Raw genomic sequence first — 15,994 nt, 5'->3', positions numbered from 1 at the left:
CGGCCCGATCGGGTCGGGGCACGGCCCGGTCAGGCGCGGCGGAACGACAGCGTCTCGCCGAGCGCCCCGGCGCGCCAGAGGTCCTGGCAGGCGTCGGCCATCCGGTCGAGGCCCTCGACCACCTGGCCCCACACGATGCCCGGCACCCAGCCGGTGTCGCCGTTGAGCAGCAGGTTGTTGCGTTCGTAGAAGAGCGCGAGGTCGACGGTCACCGGCCGGGACAGGTCCCGGTCGTAGCCGTACGCGGCGGTCCCCAGCTCCGTACCGCTGAAGGTGAAGTAGCAGAGGTCGCCCGGGATCGGGGTCACCGTCGGGTTCTCCAGCGGTGGCTCCCGGTCGGCGAAGGCGGGGAACAGGGCGTAGATCTCGTTGCGCGCGTACTTCGCGTGGTACACGTCGCCGCCGAGCGGCAGCGCGTCCCACACGGCCCGACAGGTCAGCGGCGCCCGGTCGTCCAGGAGCCGCGCGGTGCAGTGCACTCCGCGCTTGGTGAGCGAGACTTCGATGAATCGATCGGCCATTGCTGACGCATACCCCGCCCGAGGCCGGGTAGCCGCGCCGCCATGGCTCCAGACACCAGATATCCCATACGCAGGCGCAGCCTGCTCCTGGGGACCGCCGGCGCACTCGGTGCGGCCGGCGTTGCCGGTGCGAGTGGTTGCGCACGGGTCCCCTCCGGCAACAGCCTGGCCAGACTGAGATCCCAGGGCACGGTGCGGCTCGGCATCGCGGGCGAGGTGCCGTACGGATACATAGACGAACAGGGCGAGTTCACCGGGGAGGCCCCGGAACTGGCGAAGGCGGTCTTCAAGCGGCTCGGGGTGGCGAACGTGCAGCCGGTGGCGACCGACTTCGCCTCACTCATCCCCGGCCTCAACTCACAGCAGTTCGATGTCGTTTCAGCCGGAATGTACATCAACAAGGAACGCTGCGCACAGGTCATCTTCTCCGATCCCGAGTACCAGATGCTCGACTCCTTCATCGTGCGCAAGGGGAATCCCAATAACCTGCACAATTACGAGGACGTGGTACGGACCAAGGCGAAGTTCGCGACGGGCACCGGATACGCCGAGATCGGCTACGCCGTGGCGGCCGGGTACCCCGAGAAGGACATCGTCATCCTCCAGGACCAGGTGGCCGGACTGAACGCCGTCGAGTCCGGGCGCGTCGACGTCTTCGCCGGGACCGCGCTCACGACCCGCGAAGTGGTCCGCAAGAGCAGCAAGGCCGAGGCGACGAAGCCGTTCGCGGCCATCGTCGACGGCAAGGAGAAGATCGACGGCGGTGGCTTCGCCTTCCGGCCGACCGACACCGAGCTGCGGGACGCCTTCAACGCCGAGATCCACAAGATGAAGAAGAGCGGCGAGCTCTTCCGCATCCTGAGCCGGTTCGGCTTCACCAAGGCCGAGATGACCGAGCTCACGGCGAAGGAGCTGTGCCGATGACCTCCGGACTCTGGCAGAACTGGGTGCTTCCGGGGATCTGGATCACCGTCCAGCTCACCCTCTACAGCGCCGCGCTCGCCACCGCCGTCGCGTTCGGTGTCGGTATGGCCAGAACTCATCGCTCGAAGGCGGTCCGCTTCGTCGCGGCCTTCTACACCGAGGTGTTCCGCGGGACCTCGGCGCTGGTCCTGATGTTCTGGCTGTTCTTCGTCCTCCCGCCGCTGCTGGGGTGGCAGTTGGTGCCCATGTGGGCGGCCGTGCTCGCCCTCGGTCTGTCCTACGGCGCCTACGGCGCGGAGATCGTGCGCGGCGCGCTGAACGCCGTCACGCCGGCCCAGCGGGAGGCCGGCGTCGCGCTCAGCTTCACGCCCTGGCAGCGGATGCGGCTGATCCTGCTGCCGCAGGCCGTGCCCGAGATGATCCCGTCCTTCTGCAACCTGGCGGTCGAGCTGCTGAAGGGCACGGCGCTGGTCTCGCTGCTGGGTGTGGGCGACGTGTCGTTCGCGGCCTACCTGGTGCGGCTGGCGACCCAGGAGAGCGCGCAGATCTACACGGTCACACTGGTGATCTACTTCGTGCTCGCGTTCCTCATCACCCGTTCGATGAAGGCCCTGGAACGGAAGACCAAGGCGAACCTGGGGGTGGTGGTCAAGTGACCTGGGACTGGTCCGCGGTCGCGGACTTCATGCCGCGCTTCTGGGAGGGCGTGCTCGTCACGCTGCAGATCCTGGTGCTGGGCTCGCTGCTGTCCTTCACGCTCGGCCTGGTCTGGGCGCTGGGACTGCGCTCCGGCTCGCGCCTCGTACGCTGGCCGGTGGGGCTCGTCACCGAGTTCATCCGCAACACCCCACTGCTGGTGCAGCTGTTCTTCCTGTTCTTCGTGCTGCCGGAGTGGGGCGTGCAGTTCTCCGCGCTCACCACGGGCACGATCGCGATCGGCCTGCACTACTCGACGTACACCGCGCAGGTCTACCGGGCCGGTATCGACGCCGTACCGGCCGGGCAGTGGGAGGCGGCGACGGCGCTGAGCCTGCCCGCCCACCGGACCTGGTCCGCCGTGATCCTGCCGCAGGCGGTCCGCCGGATCGCGCCCGCCCTCGGCAACTACGTCATCGCGATGCTCAAGGACACCCCGCTCCTCGCCGGGATCAGCGTGCTGGAGATGCTCCAGCAGTCCCGGCTGGAGAGCGCGGCGACCTTCCAGTACACGGAGCCGCTGACGGTCGTCGGCATCGCCTTCATCCTCATCGCCTACCCGGCATCCCTGCTCGTACGGACCCTGGAGCGCCGCCTTGCCCGCTGACACCGACCTCACCAAGCAGAACGACGAGCTCATCCGTTTCACGAACGTCACCAAGCGCTTCGGGGACAACACCGTCCTGGACGACCTGTGCTTCTCGGTCCGCCCGGGCAAGCACGTCACGCTGATCGGGCCCTCCGGGTCCGGGAAGACCACCATCCTGCGGCTGCTGATGACGCTGGCACGCCCCGACTCGGGCACGATCGACGTCAACGGCGGCCGGCTGTTCCCGGCCGACGAGAAGGAACGCAGAGAGGTCCGCAAGAAGATCGGCATGGTCTTCCAGCAGTTCAACCTCTTCCCCAACATGACCGTGCTGCGGAACATCACCGAGGCCCCGGTGCGGGTGCTCGGGCTGTCCAAGGACGAGGCCGAGGAACGCGCCCGCGAGCTGCTGGAACTGGTCGGCCTCGCCGACCGCGTCGACGCGCGGCCCTCCCAGCTGTCGGGCGGCCAGCAGCAGCGGGTGGCCATCGCCCGGGCGCTCGCGATGCGGCCGCAGGTGCTGCTGCTGGACGAGGTGACCTCGGCGCTCGACCCGGAGCTGGTCGCGGGAGTCCTCGACGTCCTCAGGGACATCGCCCGCACCACCGACATCACGATGCTCTGTGTGACCCACGAGATGAACTTCGCCCGGGACATCTCCGACGAGGTCCTGATGTTCGACGCCGGGAAGGTGATCGAGTCCGGCCCCCCGGAGAAAATCTTCTCGGAACCCGAGCACGAGCGTACTCGTGAGTTCCTCGGGGCGGTGCTCTGACCTCTCCCTCCATGCACCATTCATGACCCTGGCATATGCCATTGTCGTGCGCCCCAGGACATAAGCCTGGGGCGCCCTACATTTCTCGCCAACAGCCGCCCACTAAACGGTTCTTGACGGCTATCGTGGTACGGAAGCTTGCGGTCACAACCTGGTAGGGGGAAACCGTGGCGCTGAAGCCCGAGCCGACCGCGCCGTTCCACTCGGTGCAGTACGCACTGCGCGTCCTGGAGACGATCTCCAGGCACAGCGGCGGTGTGACCGATGTCCAGATCGCGCGCGAGACCGGACTGCCGACCGGCCATCTCACGTCCCTGCTGCTGATGCTCCGCCGCGAGGGCTACGTGGAGCAGGTCACGGACGGGGCGTACGTGATCGGCGACTCCCTGGTCCTGCTGGGTTCCGGCGTCACCCGGCGGGAGGCCCTGGAGCGCAAGCTCCAGGAGACGCTGACCGAACTGCGCGACTCGGTCGGCGCGGCGGTCTACATCAGCCGGTACATCGACGGCGAGGTCAAGATCACCCAGTTCGCCGACGGCCCCCGTACCCCCAAGGTCAACGAGTGGGTCGACTTCCGCTCGGCGGCGCACGCCAGCGCCGTCGGCAAGTGCCTGCTGACCCAGCTCGACCAGAACGGCCGCCGCGACCATCTCGCACGGCACAAGATCGCCCGGCTCACCTCCCGGACGATCACCAACGAGAAGATCCTCTTCTCCAAGCTGGACGCCCAGCCACCCACGGTCCCCGTGCTGGACCTCCAGGAGTACGCGGTGGGCACGGTCTGCGCGGCGGTGCCGCTGACGGCCGGCTCGTCCGTCGGCTGCCTGGCGCTCTCGCTCCCGATCGAGCACGCCCACCGGCTGCGCGCCGCGGCCGACACCCTGAACCGCCGGGCGGCTCCGGTGGTGCTGTCACTGGCCCTGTGACCGGCCGGGCCCGCGAGACCGCCGAGACCCCGTGCCGTGACGCCGACCACCCGGCGGCCCGCGCCCGGTGGTCGGGAGCACTCCTGCGGACCGGGTAGTATTACTTGTGTCGTCAGCCGCCGGGAGCGGCGAGAACGGCAGCCCGCGCCGCTAGCTCAGTTGGTTAGAGCAGCTGACTCTTAATCAGCGGGTCCGGGGTTCGAGTCCCTGGCGGCGCACAACCTCACGAGAGGCCCTCGCAGTTGCGAGGGCCTCTCGTGTTCTCCCGGCGCCGCGGTGCCCTCCGCGCCAGGGGAGCCGTGCGAAGCCTTCGCGGCGCAACCGCCCGACCACCCCGGGCCGGGCCGGTGGGACGGCCCGGCCCGGGATCCGCTCCACCGTTTCCGGCCGCGGACGCGGTCCCCCCGTCCTCGCGGGCAGGACGGCAAGCTCCGGCGGTGATATGCGTCACGTCCACCTGCCTCGACACGTCCCACAGCGCCCGGCGGCCGATGTGGGCGGCCCCGGACCCGGGGCCGGATTCCGTCGGCCCGACCGACGTCTGCGCACCCGGACCGCAGTCTCGTCGGCCGGGGCCGGATCCCGTCGGCCCGGACCGGCGCCTCGTCCGCCGGCCGGCGCGACCGGACCCACCACCGGACCACTGAGGGGCCGGCCGCCGGCCGTGAGCCACGGGGCCCGGCCCGCCCCGCCGAGCGCACCGGGAAACCCGTCCGCCGGAACGGCGACCGGGCTCACCGGCCCAAGAGCCCGGTCCTGCCCTGCCGTTCGTAGGCACGGCACAGCCGGGCGGCGTCGGCCGCCGTCAACGGTCGGTAGACGTCCGTGCCGGGCTCCCGCCACCAGACGGGGTCCCGGCCCCGGAGGAAACCCTCCCGGCGCAGGGCGACACGGTGGATCTTGTTGGTGGCGGTGACCGGGAGGTGCGGGACGACACGGACGAAGCGAGGCGGCATCTTCGTCCCCAGATCGGGCTGGGCGGCGAGGAAGCCGGTGAACGCCGCGGGGTCGAAGCACTCCCCGTCGCGGAGGGCCAGGGCGCACATCACCTGGTCGCCGGCGACCGGATCGGGTACGGCGTATACCGCGACGCCCGCGGCGGGCTCCCAGCGGGCGAGGATGCTCTCGATGAGCGCGGCGGCGAGGTTCTCGCTGTCGACGCGCAGGCGGTCGTCGCCGCGGCCGGCGAAGTACAGGAAGCCTTCGGCGTCGCGGTAGAAGAGGTCACCGCTCCAGTACCAGCCTCCCCGCAGCCGTTCCGCCTCCGCCTCGGCGTTGCGCCAGTAGCCCTCGAAGGGGCTGCGGCCGCGGTTGACCAGTTCGCCTATCGCCCGGTCGCCGTTCAGCAGCACGCCCGCCGGGGAGAAGCGGGCCGGCTCGCACTCCTGGCCGCTGGACGGGTCGACCACGGCGAGGTCGTCCCCGGGCGCGGCCCGGCCGATCGCTCCGCGCGGAGTGCCGGAGGTGCGCTGGACGGCCGCACCGCCCTCGGAGGAGCCGTAGCCCTCGACGAGCCGTACCCCGAACCGCGCCTCGAAGCGCTCCGCGTCGACCGCCCCCGCCTCGGTGCCGAAGCCGAGCCGGAGCGAGTGTTCGCGGTCGTCCTCGCGCTCCGGGGTGGCGAGCAGGTACTGCACGGCCCGGCCCACGTAGGTGAAGTACGTGGCTCCGTAGGACCGTACGTCGGAGAGGAAACACGACGCGGAGAAGCGGCGCCGCAGTGCCACCGTCGCGCCGGCCACCAGTGCGGGCGCCCAGTCGGCGATCACCGCGTTGCCGTGGAACATCGGCATGCAGACGTAGTGGACGTCGTCCCGGCGCACCCCGAATTGCGAGACGAGGGCGGCCCCGGCGGCGGCGAGCCGTCCCTGACTGCAGATCGCGGCCTTGGGCGCGCCCGTCGAGCCGGAGGTGAAGTACAGCAGCAGCCGGCTGCCGGGCCGCACGGTGCGGCCCGGCAGGGGGGCGATGTCGGCGGGTCCGGCACCCTCGCAGGGGGCGAGGAGGGCGGCGTAGGCGGCGTCGTCGGTCACCAGCACCCGCACGCCCGGCAGTTCGAGACCGTCGAGCAGGGGAAGGTGCGCGCGCTCGGTGACCAGCACCCGGCAGTCGGTGTGCAGGATGTCGCGGGCCAGTTCCGCGCCCCGGCGCGTCGGGTTGATGCCGGCGACGGCGGCCCCGGTGAGGGCCGCCGCGCCGATCCACAGCGGGAACTCGTGCGTGTTGTCGAGCAGGACCCCGAGGTGCGGCTCGGCTCCCCGGGGCAGCAGTTCCGTGAGCAGTGCCGCCCGCGCGGCGGCTCCGGAGGCGACCTGGTGGTGGCTGAGCACGAGGTCCTCGTGGACCAGCCCCACCCGGTGGTCGCCCCACTGGCGCCGTACCAGCTCCGCGACGGTCGTACCGCTCCCCGTGACGCCCATGGCGCGCACGGTAACTGACATAGCGTCAGAACTGAACGTCCGAGCAGGCGTAGAACGCGTTCGGGGTGTCGGCGATGGTCCACACCGCCAGGATCAGATGGCGGCCCGACTTCGACGGCAGCGTGCCCGAGTGGCTGAGCGTCCCCGGGGGGCGCCGGCCGTGGTACGGGATGGTCAGGAAGGGCTGCGGATCGAGCGCGGCCCTGGTGAGCGGCTGGCCGGGGTTCCAGCCGTTCCTGGTGATGTAGTACCTGAAGTCGGTCGTGGCGTGCATGGCGGTGAACTGCCACCGGAAGGTGTGGTTCTGCCCCGACGAGACCCGGGTGGTGGGCCAGGTGCCGCCGCGCGGGTCGTCGAGCTGCGCGAAGCGGCTGTTGCCGCCGGCGCAGATCCTCCCGTCCGCCGGACCCGCGCCGGGGAAGCCCTTGGGCCCCTCGACACTCTGGGGCTCCCACTGGATCTCGCCGCAGCTGCCCACGGTGCCGTTGGCGCAGAGCTTCTGACGGCTGATCGGGGAGTCGGTGTAGCCGTGGCTGCCGGCGCTCCCGGTGGAGAGCAGGGTCGCCCCCGCCACCGTGAGCCCGACGACGGCCGCGCCTATTCGCTTTCGCATGCTGTCGCTCCTGGAGAACGTGGGGGAGTTCTGTGAGCCGTGCGGCGCAGCTGCGCTTGTGCGGTCCTGCGGATTCCGGTCTAGACCAAGTCCCAGACTATTGACGAATTTTGAACATGTCCAGACCAATCACGGGGTCTCGGCACCGCCCGTCCTCGCCGTGCAGAACGCCACGGTGAGGTCGCGGACGAGGGCCTTGCGCTCGTAGTCGTCGAACTCCACCAGCCCGCGCATCGTGAGCCGTTGCACCGTGTCGTCCACCGCGTCGACCACCGAGCTCAGCACGGTGTCGCGACGCTCGGCCTCCAGAGCGGCGACCCGGCGACGGCGCATCGCGGCGGCCACCTCGGGCGCGTACTCGATACGCGTCGGCTGCGCCGAGAAGACGTCGATCCCGATGGGGGCGCACTCCGCCGCGAGCGTCTTCGTCAGGGCGTCGCCGACTGCCTCGGCGTTGCGGAGCGTCGGACGCAGTTCGAGCGCGGGACCGCCGGCGGCGGCCGGCGCCGAGGCGTCGGCCGGGATCTGGGACAGCACCCGTGCCAGTGCCGCCTCCACCTGCTCCCTCAGGTACGACTCGTGGTTCGCGACCCCGAGCACGGCCCGGGCCGTGTCCCGGACCCGCCACACGACGAGGACGACGGCCTCGAGCGCGGTACCGTCGGCGTCGACCGACGGCATGGGATCGCTGCGCCAGTGCCGCAGCCGTACGTCCACCCGGCGACGGAGCAGCAGCGGGCTCACCCACATGAGACCGCTGCGGCGGACACTGCCGCGGTACTCCCCGTACAGCGTCAGCACCCAGGCGTGGCCGACCCGGCCGCGCGCGAGCCCGCCGAGCGAGAACAGCGCGACGGTCAGAGAGACGGCGAGCACGCCCCAGTGCACGAACCCGAGACCGCCATAGGGCCGTTCGCCCAGTCCGAAGAGCGTCGTCACCTCGGGCGGGAAGGCTCCCGCCCAATGCAGCACGGCCGCGCAGGCGACGAGGGAGACGGCCCCGGCGAGCAGAGCCGCCCAGCCGGGCAGCACCGGGCCGGGCCGCTCGACCAGCCGGGGGTCCGGCGGTGGTGCGGGCCGTCGGGCGGCCTGGCCGGCGCCCGGTGCGGACCGTCGTCCGGTGGCGGACGCCACCGGGGGCATGGCGATGGTGTCGGGGCCGCTGTCGCCGTCGACGTCCTTGGTCGGCCCGTTCACGCCGAAGGCGCTCCTGCGGTCCTTGAGCTGTGTGCCGCCGTCCGGCCCCTTGTGGGCGGACGTCCCGTTGAGCGGGCGGGTGGCGTCCGCACCGGTGGCCGGCTCCGTCCGCAGGGCCTCGGCCGTCCTTCCCGCCGCGCCCCGGGCGGTCGCTCCGGCGGACGCGACGGCGTCCCGGTAGAGCAGGTGGACGGGGATGGCGCCGGTCGTGTCGGTGCCGATGACGACCGTCCGGCGACCGCCGACGCCGCTGAACTGCCGCTCGCCGCGTTCGGTCGCGGGCGCGGTGTCGCGCACGCCGCCGGGCTTCGTCCCACCCGCCTCGGACGGGGCGGCCGGGTGGGAACGGGCGTCGGTGGCGTCGTTCGCAGTGCCGCCGGGCGCGGGCGGGAAGGCGGTCGCGGAACCCGCCCCGGACCCGCCGACCGAAGGGGGCTCCTGGGCGGGAGCGGGCAGTCCGGTCTCCGCGGGCACGCCGCCGCGCCCGGGGGTGGCGCCGTCCGGAGTGCCGGGCACGGCTGGGGCGTTGTGCGCGTCCGGGGTGCCGTGCACGTCCGCAATGCCGTGCAGCGCGGGTGTGCCGTCGAATGCCGTCGGCGCCTCCGGGCCGGTCGTGGTCTCGGGCGCGGGCCCGCCGGAGGGCGTGCTGCCCGCGACGGGGAGACCGGCGCTGTGGACGGCGACCGACGCGGAGGTCAGCCGGCCGAGCGGGAGGGACGGACCCGGAGGGTCCTCGGAGTTGGGGGTCGTCGGGGTCACCGCGGTCGCCTCCTCGCGGGGTCGGTGCACATCGGAGTTGTGGGTCATGAGAAAAGCCGCCGCCAGGTCTCTGGGCCGGGGTAGCCGTCGGCCGCCGCCCCGTGCCAGCCCTGCGCGCGCTGGAACGCCTCGACGCTGCGACGGTCCGCGTCGCCCCAGCGAGGGCCGGGGCGGGTGGAGTAGTGCCTGCCGAAGCCCCGCTTCACCAGCTGCCGGCGGAGAGTGTCCAGATGCCTTCCGGAGCCGCCGGGTCGGAAGTGTCCGTGACCCGGGAAACCCGGCGCGGAAGCGGCGGCTCCGGGCGCCGGCTTCCGGGATCCGGCCGGAGCCGCCGTCGCGGCGCCCGGCCGGCGGGAAGCGGCCGTGGCGGACGGTGGCCTGCGGGGCCCGGCAGGGCCGGATCGGACGGCGGAACCGTGCCGGACCGGAGCGGCCGCGGCACGACCGCCGGACGCAGCCCCGGTCACCGGGGGCGGCGCGGGCGAGGCCGCCGCCTGCCGGGCTCCCGCGGAAGCGGATCCCGCCGCCGTGGACGCCGACGCGGCGGGGGCCCGCGCGGCGGACGACGGCGCCTGTTCCGGACCGGTCGAGCTCGGGCCGGCTGCCGGCGCGGGTGCCCCCGTCACCGAACCCGCCTCCCGGCCGGGCCCGTTCGGCGCGTCCGCGCCGGGCGCCGCCTTCCTTCCCGTGCCGTTCACCAGCAGGCGCCAGGTGTCCGGACCGGGGACCCCGTCCGCCTCCGCACCCCTCCAGCCCTGGGCGTACTGGAACGCCTGGGTGGCACGCCGGTGCGCCTCCCCCCAGCGCGCCCCCGGACCGGCCGTGCCGTTGCCTGCGAAACCCTGCTCCGCCAGCAGCCTCGCGAGCCGGGTGACGTACGCGTTGCCCGCGCCGGGCGCGAAGACCCCCACACCGGGGAACCCGATCCCCCCGATCTCCCCGACGGTCCCGTCCGCCGCGCCCACGCCCTTCAGCGCTTTGTAGCGGTAGGCCACGTACTGGTCGGAGTTGCTCCAGTAGGCCAGGGGCGTGGTCTGTCTGCGGGTGTTCGGCCTGGCCTGCTCGTACGCGACGTACTTCGTGCGGGCACCGTCCGCCCAGCCGCCGAAGATCGTGACGTGGGAGCCCTTGGCCGGATTGCTCACGTTGTGGAAGAGCAGGATGTCGCCGGGCTGCAGGTCCTTGCGCTCGATGCGCGTGCCGAACTGGGCCAGGCTGCCTGTCCATTCGTTGCCCGGGAGGTGCCAGGCCATGGAGACGTAGCCGGAGCAGTCCTGCCGGTAGCCGTCCACCCAGTACCTGCTCATGGAGTACGGGACCTTGGCGTTCACCCAGCGCTTCGCCCGGCTCATGATGTCGGCACGAGCCATCTTGCGCAGACCGGCCGTCCCGGCGGGGCCGGCCACCGGGCCGCCGTGCAGCTGTTCCTGGCCGCCCTGCGGGGTCTCCGGGTCGGGGCGGGGGTCACGCCCGGGCCCGGCGGGGCCCACCGCACGGACACGATCGCCACGGGAGGGGTCCGTGGCACCGGGGCCCGCCGGGGCGGGGTCCGTTCCGGCGCGCCCGGGCCCGGCGGGGTGCGCACCGGCCGCCCGTTCCCCGGCCGGTCGCCGTGGTGGAGCCGCCACGTCCGCCTCGGCGGCGGGCGCCCCGGACCGCGCGGTCCGGGGTGCCGCAGCCTCCGGCTCGGGCACCGGAGGGCGCTCCGCTCCGGGAGCGGCCAGGGCCCCAGCGCTCCCGCCGCTCAGTACCGCTCCCGCCGCGGTGACCAGTACGAGAGCGCGGCGGGCGCCGTGCGCGGCCGGGTGGCCGCCGGCACGCACCGGCAGGGCACGGGCCCGTTCCCGCCGCTGCCGGGCGCAGCCGGGGCAGACGCAGTCGCCGGCCGGCTCGTACTCCTCGAACACCGGAACGGTCATCCCTTACCCCTCCAGATCCACCACGCTCTTCCGTCATGACAAATCGCATTTTGACGGAGCAAAGCGAAAAAACGACCATCCGACAGGCCGGAACGCGCAAGGAAATGGTCAGGAGCATCCCAGGGGGTCCGGTAGAGTTCTCCGGGTCAGCAGGCGCCGCTAGCTCAGTTGGTTAGAGCGGCTGACTCTTAATCAGCGGGTCCGGGGTTCGAGTCCCTGGCGGCGCACAAGCGATCAGTTCGCTGACCTGGGCGTCCTCGGCCTCCGAGGGCGCCCTTTCATGTGCGCGCGAAAGCCCGCCCGGGGCCGGGCGGCCGCCCCCGCGAGATCCCCCGGACGGCGGGCGGCGAGGGAAGGACGCACCGCCTGCCGCATACACTCGGACTCACCCGTACGCGTCACTCCGTCCCACGGCANGGACTCCGTCCGCAGGGCCGCGGCCGAAGCCTGCGGAATCCACCTGTACTTCGAGGAGACCCCCGGCACACCCGCCGACCCCGAGGTCGCCACCCTCATCGCCAGCGTCCAGCAGCTCTCCCCGGCCGACCGCCGGCACGTCACCGCACTCGTCGAATCCCTCCTGCGCAACACCCACCCGCCCCACACCCACACCGGCACCCACACAGCCCCCGGCACGGAACCCCCCACGGGCCACGACACCGACACCCACCCCGCCACGGACCCCCACCCCGCCACCGACTGAACCGGACCCCGGCGACATCCGTCCCGACCGCAGGCTCAGCGCTCGCTCAGCGTTCGCAGCCAGCCGATCACTGCGTTCACCGTGTGGAAGTCGAGTTCGGCGATCCGGGCGACGGCACGGGTGTCGGTCAGCCGCACGGGGACGCATGCCGCGTCCAGGGCGCAGTGCAGCATCACCTGGTGGGCCTGGGTCGCCGGCAGGTCCTCCCCCACCCGCAGATGGGGACGCAGATACGCGGAGATGGGCAGCGGCGGTGTCGGGAACGACGGGTACTCCATGCTCATGGTCGGATCGCTCTCTCGTTCAGGCCGGAAACCCCTTCGGAGTCGGCCGGGTGCGGCGCCGTTCGCCGGCGGAGAGACCCTGGAGGCCGGCGCGGCGCATCAGGAGCTGCACCGTGCCGTGGCTGACCGCGATGCCGTGGCGCGAGGTCAGTTCCTCGTGGATGCGCCGGTATCCATAGGTCCCGTGCGAAGCGGCATGGATGGCGGAGATGACTTCGGTGAGCCAGGAGTGGCGGACGGAACGTGCGGAGGGAGGACGGGAACGCCAGGTGAAGTACCCGGACTCGGTCACCCCCAGGACGCTCGTGGCGATCCGCACGGGCAAGCCCTCGTGAGCCATCACGCGTACTGCCTCGAATCGTCTTTTGGGGACATCGCGTCCCGCAGCAGTTCGGTCGCACGCCGGAGGACGGCGACCTCGGTCTCCAGTTCCGAGATGCGTCTGCGCGCGGCCGTGAGTTCCGTCCCTGCGTCGGGGAAGTACCGCTGGTGCCGCAGTTGCGGCAGGTATCTCCGCCGCCACTGGTAGAGCGTCCGCTCGCTGAGGCCGAGGTCGACCGCGACCTTCTTCACGGGCTCGCCCACGGCCAGCAGGTCGAGGGCCTGACGACGCACCTCGGGTGGGTAACTCATTGGTTGGTGGTCCTCCGGAGGACTGGAGTCAGGCCCGCCTGCCGGCCCGGGGAGGGTTCCCCGAGCCGGGAGGCGGGTGGGGTTCGGTGCGGAGCGGCGGGCGGACCCCACCCGCCGCAGCGCTGGGGCGTGTCTCGAAAGTCCCGTCTGGGCGGGGCCGCTACTTGCGAGACACGCCCTAGTCGATGTGGCGCCGCAGGGTGACGGTGGGCCGGAAGCTCTGCAGCGGGGTGACGGCCTCGCCCCGGGGTGCGGACGCCACCGCGGCCCTGAGCAGGTTCACGACCTCGGCGGCCAGGGAGTCGGCGCGGCTCCTGACGGTGCCGATCGGCTCGCGGCTGCGCTCCAGTTCGCCCAGTCGCCTTTCGAGCCGGGCGAGTTCGCTCCTGACCGGGCGGCTCAGCGTGAACGAGTACGGGGTGGAGACGATGAACTGGTATGCGCCGGCGAACGTCTGGCAGCCGTCGCAGTGGTCGTTGACCGCACGGCTGGTGTTCGCGGCGTTGAGTCGCGTGATCGTTCCGGTGACGGTGACGACCTGGAAGGACAGGGCGACCGAACGGCACGGGTTGAAGAGCGTGCAGCCCGCGGAACGGGCGACCGCCCTGTTGCGCGCGCCGACGCCGAGACGCGTTCCGAGCTCGTGGACCGCGAACTCGTCGTCGTAGTCGAAGCGGTGCCCGGGTCCGGCGTTCGCGTGGGCTTCGTCCACCGCGATGCCGACGTAGCGGTTGCCGGCCGACACGGACGATGCCGCCCCGGCCGGGCTCGCCGTGGCGAAGCCGGCCGTACAGGCGGCGACGAGCATGCCGAACCGTGCGGCTCTGCGGCCACCGTCGCCGGTGCGTGGTTTTCGGTGCGTCATCGGTTGCTCCTTTGCGGATGTTCGAGAATCGGGAGGGGCGATCGGGCCGGGGAGGCGGAAGGTGCGATCGGGCCTACGGCTCCTCCGTCGCGCTCTGCGACTCCGAAGGGGTCACCGAGGGCGAAGGGGATCCGGACGGCGTGGTGCTCGGCGTCGGCGAGGCGCTGGGGTCGGCCGAAGGCGACGCCGAGGTAGAGCTCGGACTCGGCGTAGGGCTCGTCGGCCCTGGTGTCGGCACGTTCGCGACGGGGCTCGCGGACGGGGAGCCGCTCGTGGTGGCGCTCGGGCCGGCGGGGCCGGCGCCGGAACTCGCCGTGGGCGCGGGGGCCTCGGGCGGTGGGCCGGTGAGGAGGGTCGGGTCCGGGGTGGCGGGGGCGGGCCGCTCCGCGGCGGGGACCGCAGCCGTCGGGCGGACCGTGGGGACACCGGGCTGGAGGATGGGGGCGATGGGCGGCTGCCGCGGCAGCGGCTCCGGGGTCATACCGGTAAGCCACGCCGCGCAGAGCGCGCCCGATCCCACCAGTACCCCGCCCCAGACGGCCACCCGGAGCCGGGTGTTGCCCTCCGTGGCCCGGGCGATGACCTTCATGAGCCGCCCCACCAGCCGTACGGCGAGGTAGGTCGCACCGGCCAGGGGGCAGATGAGCATGAAGCTTCCGACGACCCCGACGAGGCCGGCGGGGATCTGACCGTCGGCGAAGGCGGACCAGGTCCCCGCCACCTGTTCGGCCAGTGAGCGCAGGCTCGTGGTGAGCAGGCGTGGGAGGTTCCACAGGACGTAGCCGAGCTCGGCGACGATCAGCGGCACCATGGTCGCGACCCACGCGGTGACCATGATCCTCGCTGGCCGCTTCAGCCCGGCCACCTCCGGCGACGGCGAACGTCCCGGCAGCATGGACCGCAGGATGGGCTTGATCTTCCCGAAGAGGTCGGGGATTCCCGCGAGGTCCCCGAGAATGTAGTAGCCGTCCAGCCGGACCACCGGCAGCAACTGCTCCAGGATCTCGAAGTGCACGAGGTAGATCGCGGCGAGGAAGAGGGGCTGGCCCGTGAGGACGTACGCCAGGGCGAGCCCCAGCACGAAGACCACGTTGAAGTAGATCCCGCCCAGGTCGGTGCGGATCCGGCCGGCCCGCCCGATGCGGTAGACGTCGGTGACTTCGGTGTACATCGAGGGCCAGATCAGGAAGAGGCCGCAGCCGATGCTCCCGGGGCGCGCACCGCCGTATCTGCACGCCGAAGCGTGGCCGAACTCGTGGAAGACCAGCGATGCCACGATCAGTGCGAAGACGGCGAGCATCAGGACGGGCTGTTCCAGCACCTGCAGCACCGGCGCGATCGCTCCGTGGACGGCGAACAGCCAGATGTCCACGCAGAGCGCCGCGGACAGCACCAGGACCACGACCGGTGGACGGTGGAGCCAGGCGAGCGCCGCGGCGATGCGGGCCACCTGCCGCTCACGGAAGATCACCCGATGGCCCTTGAGGACCAGGAGGAGGTCGGTGGTGGGGCCGGCGACCTGGTCGCCCTCCTGCCCGAAGGGGACGGTGATGCCGAGCGGCTCGAGTTTCTGCTCGATGAGGTACTCGATGTTGTCGGCGCTGACCTCCCGTCCGTAGCGCCCGCTGACCCGGTGCGAGACGGTCTCGGTGTCGCGTACGCCGTCGATGGCTTCGGCCACCAGGTAGAGCAACCGGGAGAGCTGGACCACCTGCCCGTCACCTCGGCGGACCAGGTACTTGCGCTCCGTGAAGCCGGATCCCTGGTACTCGCCGAGGAACTGGAGTCCCGCACCGAGGCGCGGAACGGGAAACAGGGTCTCCGTGTATTCGTACGGGTGAGCCACGTCGCCCGTGTCGCAGGCCGCCGCCCCCACGGGACCGGGGTGGACCTTCTGGCTTTCGGTCACCGTCCTGCTCTTCCTCCCGGTGCGGGCCGCGCCCCCAAGAACGCGGCCCGCACACGACCGGGCTCGTTACTGGCTGATCGAGATGGACTGGGTCGCCTCGGAGGCCGCGACGGCGTCCGGCGAGTCGACGTTGGCGGCGAGCGACTCGTTGTGGGCGCTGACGTAGGCGATGCGCTCGCTCACGTTCGTGGTCCTGACGAAGTTGAACCGCAGCCGGCCCAGGGCCTCACGCCCGGGCAGCAGTTCGGCGGCGGCCTCGGC

16 protein-coding genes and 2 tRNA genes are annotated in these 15,994 nt (G+C 72.1%); 7 read left to right on the top strand and 11 right to left on the bottom strand.

From position 1 onward, the window contains the following. Positions 1-29: 29 nt before the first annotated feature. A complete protein-coding gene (locus QMZ92_RS32945; protein WP_283301242.1) occupies positions 30-521 on the bottom strand; it encodes a DUF3830 family protein in 492 nt (163 codons plus the stop codon). A gap of 42 nt (positions 522-563) precedes the next feature. Here QMZ92_RS32945 and ehuB point away from each other — a divergent pair, with 42 nt between their 5' ends. The 6 genes from ehuB (at position 564) to QMZ92_RS32915 (ending at position 4,649) form a co-directional block, all read left to right on the top strand. After that, entirely contained in the window at positions 564-1,445 is an 882-nt protein-coding gene (ehuB, locus tag QMZ92_RS32940) for an ectoine/hydroxyectoine ABC transporter substrate-binding protein EhuB (protein WP_283301241.1), read from the top strand. Next, positions 1,442-2,101 (top strand): ectoine/hydroxyectoine ABC transporter permease subunit EhuC, encoded by a 660-nt coding sequence (gene ehuC, locus QMZ92_RS32935; RefSeq protein WP_138055042.1) that lies wholly within the window; start codon positions 1,442-1,444, stop codon positions 2,099-2,101. Before ehuB ends, ehuC begins: the two co-directional genes overlap by 4 nt. Beyond that, positions 2,098-2,748 (top strand): ectoine/hydroxyectoine ABC transporter permease subunit EhuD, encoded by a 651-nt coding sequence (gene ehuD / locus QMZ92_RS32930; protein ID WP_283301240.1) that lies wholly within the window; start codon positions 2,098-2,100, stop codon positions 2,746-2,748. The genes ehuC and ehuD overlap by 4 nt, the downstream gene beginning before the upstream one ends. Further along, positions 2,738-3,505, top strand: a complete 768-nt coding sequence (gene ehuA, locus QMZ92_RS32925; protein ID WP_283301239.1) for an ectoine/hydroxyectoine ABC transporter ATP-binding protein EhuA — start codon at positions 2,738-2,740, stop codon at positions 3,503-3,505. Before ehuD ends, ehuA begins: the two co-directional genes overlap by 11 nt. Positions 3,506-3,672: 167 nt before the next feature. Next, positions 3,673-4,431 carry an IclR family transcriptional regulator gene (locus QMZ92_RS32920; protein WP_138055039.1) on the top strand — a complete coding sequence of 253 codons (759 nt, stop codon included), beginning with the start codon at positions 3,673-3,675 and terminating at the stop codon, positions 4,429-4,431. A 144-nt stretch (positions 4,432-4,575) separates the two neighbouring features. Continuing rightward, positions 4,576-4,649 (top strand) — tRNA-Lys (locus QMZ92_RS32915). Between the two features lie 516 nt (positions 4,650-5,165). Here the strand turns inward: QMZ92_RS32915 and QMZ92_RS32910 are convergent. The 4 genes from QMZ92_RS32910 to QMZ92_RS32895 all read right to left on the bottom strand — a co-directional run bounded on the left by QMZ92_RS32910 (position 5,166) and on the right by QMZ92_RS32895 (position 11,339). Further along, entirely contained in the window at positions 5,166-6,851 is a 1,686-nt protein-coding gene (locus QMZ92_RS32910) for an AMP-binding protein (RefSeq protein ID WP_283301238.1), read from the bottom strand. A 25-nt stretch (positions 6,852-6,876) separates the two neighbouring features. Beyond that, positions 6,877-7,464: a lytic polysaccharide monooxygenase auxiliary activity family 9 protein gene (locus QMZ92_RS32905; protein WP_283301237.1), complete on the bottom strand. Its 588-nt coding sequence runs from the start codon at positions 7,462-7,464 to the stop codon at positions 6,877-6,879. Between the two features lie 129 nt (positions 7,465-7,593). Continuing rightward, positions 7,594-9,468 carry an SPFH domain-containing protein gene (locus tag QMZ92_RS32900; protein ID WP_283301236.1) on the bottom strand — a complete coding sequence of 625 codons (1,875 nt, stop codon included), beginning with the start codon at positions 9,466-9,468 and terminating at the stop codon, positions 7,594-7,596. Beyond that, positions 9,465-11,339, bottom strand: a complete 1,875-nt coding sequence (locus QMZ92_RS32895; RefSeq protein ID WP_502962194.1) for a peptidoglycan-binding protein — start codon at positions 11,337-11,339, stop codon at positions 9,465-9,467. Before QMZ92_RS32895 ends, QMZ92_RS32900 begins: the two co-directional genes overlap by 4 nt. Positions 11,340-11,492: 153 nt before the next feature. On the opposite strand from QMZ92_RS32895, the gene QMZ92_RS32890 reads away from it, so the two are divergent. Next, positions 11,493-11,566, top strand: a tRNA-Lys gene (locus QMZ92_RS32890). Positions 11,567-12,077: 511 nt separating this feature from the next. Here QMZ92_RS32890 and QMZ92_RS32885 read toward each other — a convergent pair. The 6 genes from QMZ92_RS32885 to QMZ92_RS32860 all read right to left on the bottom strand — a co-directional run. Next, positions 12,078-12,326 (bottom strand): hypothetical protein, encoded by a 249-nt coding sequence (locus QMZ92_RS32885; protein ID WP_283301235.1) that lies wholly within the window; start codon positions 12,324-12,326, stop codon positions 12,078-12,080. Between the two features lie 19 nt (positions 12,327-12,345). Beyond that, complete coding sequence (locus QMZ92_RS32880) at positions 12,346-12,666, bottom strand: IS3 family transposase (RefSeq protein ID WP_283301234.1); 321 nt, start codon at positions 12,664-12,666, stop codon at positions 12,346-12,348. Continuing rightward, positions 12,666-12,959 (bottom strand): transposase, encoded by a 294-nt coding sequence (locus QMZ92_RS32875; protein WP_283301233.1) that lies wholly within the window; start codon positions 12,957-12,959, stop codon positions 12,666-12,668. Before QMZ92_RS32875 ends, QMZ92_RS32880 begins: the two co-directional genes overlap by 1 nt. 178 nt (positions 12,960-13,137) lie before the next feature. Then, positions 13,138-13,824: a hypothetical protein gene (locus tag QMZ92_RS32870; protein WP_283301232.1), complete on the bottom strand. Its 687-nt coding sequence runs from the start codon at positions 13,822-13,824 to the stop codon at positions 13,138-13,140. A gap of 73 nt (positions 13,825-13,897) precedes the next feature. Then, a complete protein-coding gene (locus QMZ92_RS32865) occupies positions 13,898-15,733 on the bottom strand; it encodes a zinc metalloprotease (RefSeq protein WP_283301231.1) in 1,836 nt (611 codons plus the stop codon). Positions 15,734-15,799: 66 nt separating this feature from the next. After that, a partial coding sequence (locus QMZ92_RS32860) for a hypothetical protein (RefSeq protein ID WP_283301230.1) occupies positions 15,800-15,994 on the bottom strand: 195 nt, incomplete at its 5' end.

Origin of the sequence: Streptomyces sp. HNM0645 (assembly GCF_030056615.1) — a bacterium.
Lineage (GTDB): Bacteria > Actinomycetota > Actinomycetes > Streptomycetales > Streptomycetaceae > Streptomyces > Streptomyces marianii.
This window is presented reverse-complemented; position numbering and strand designations above follow the sequence as displayed.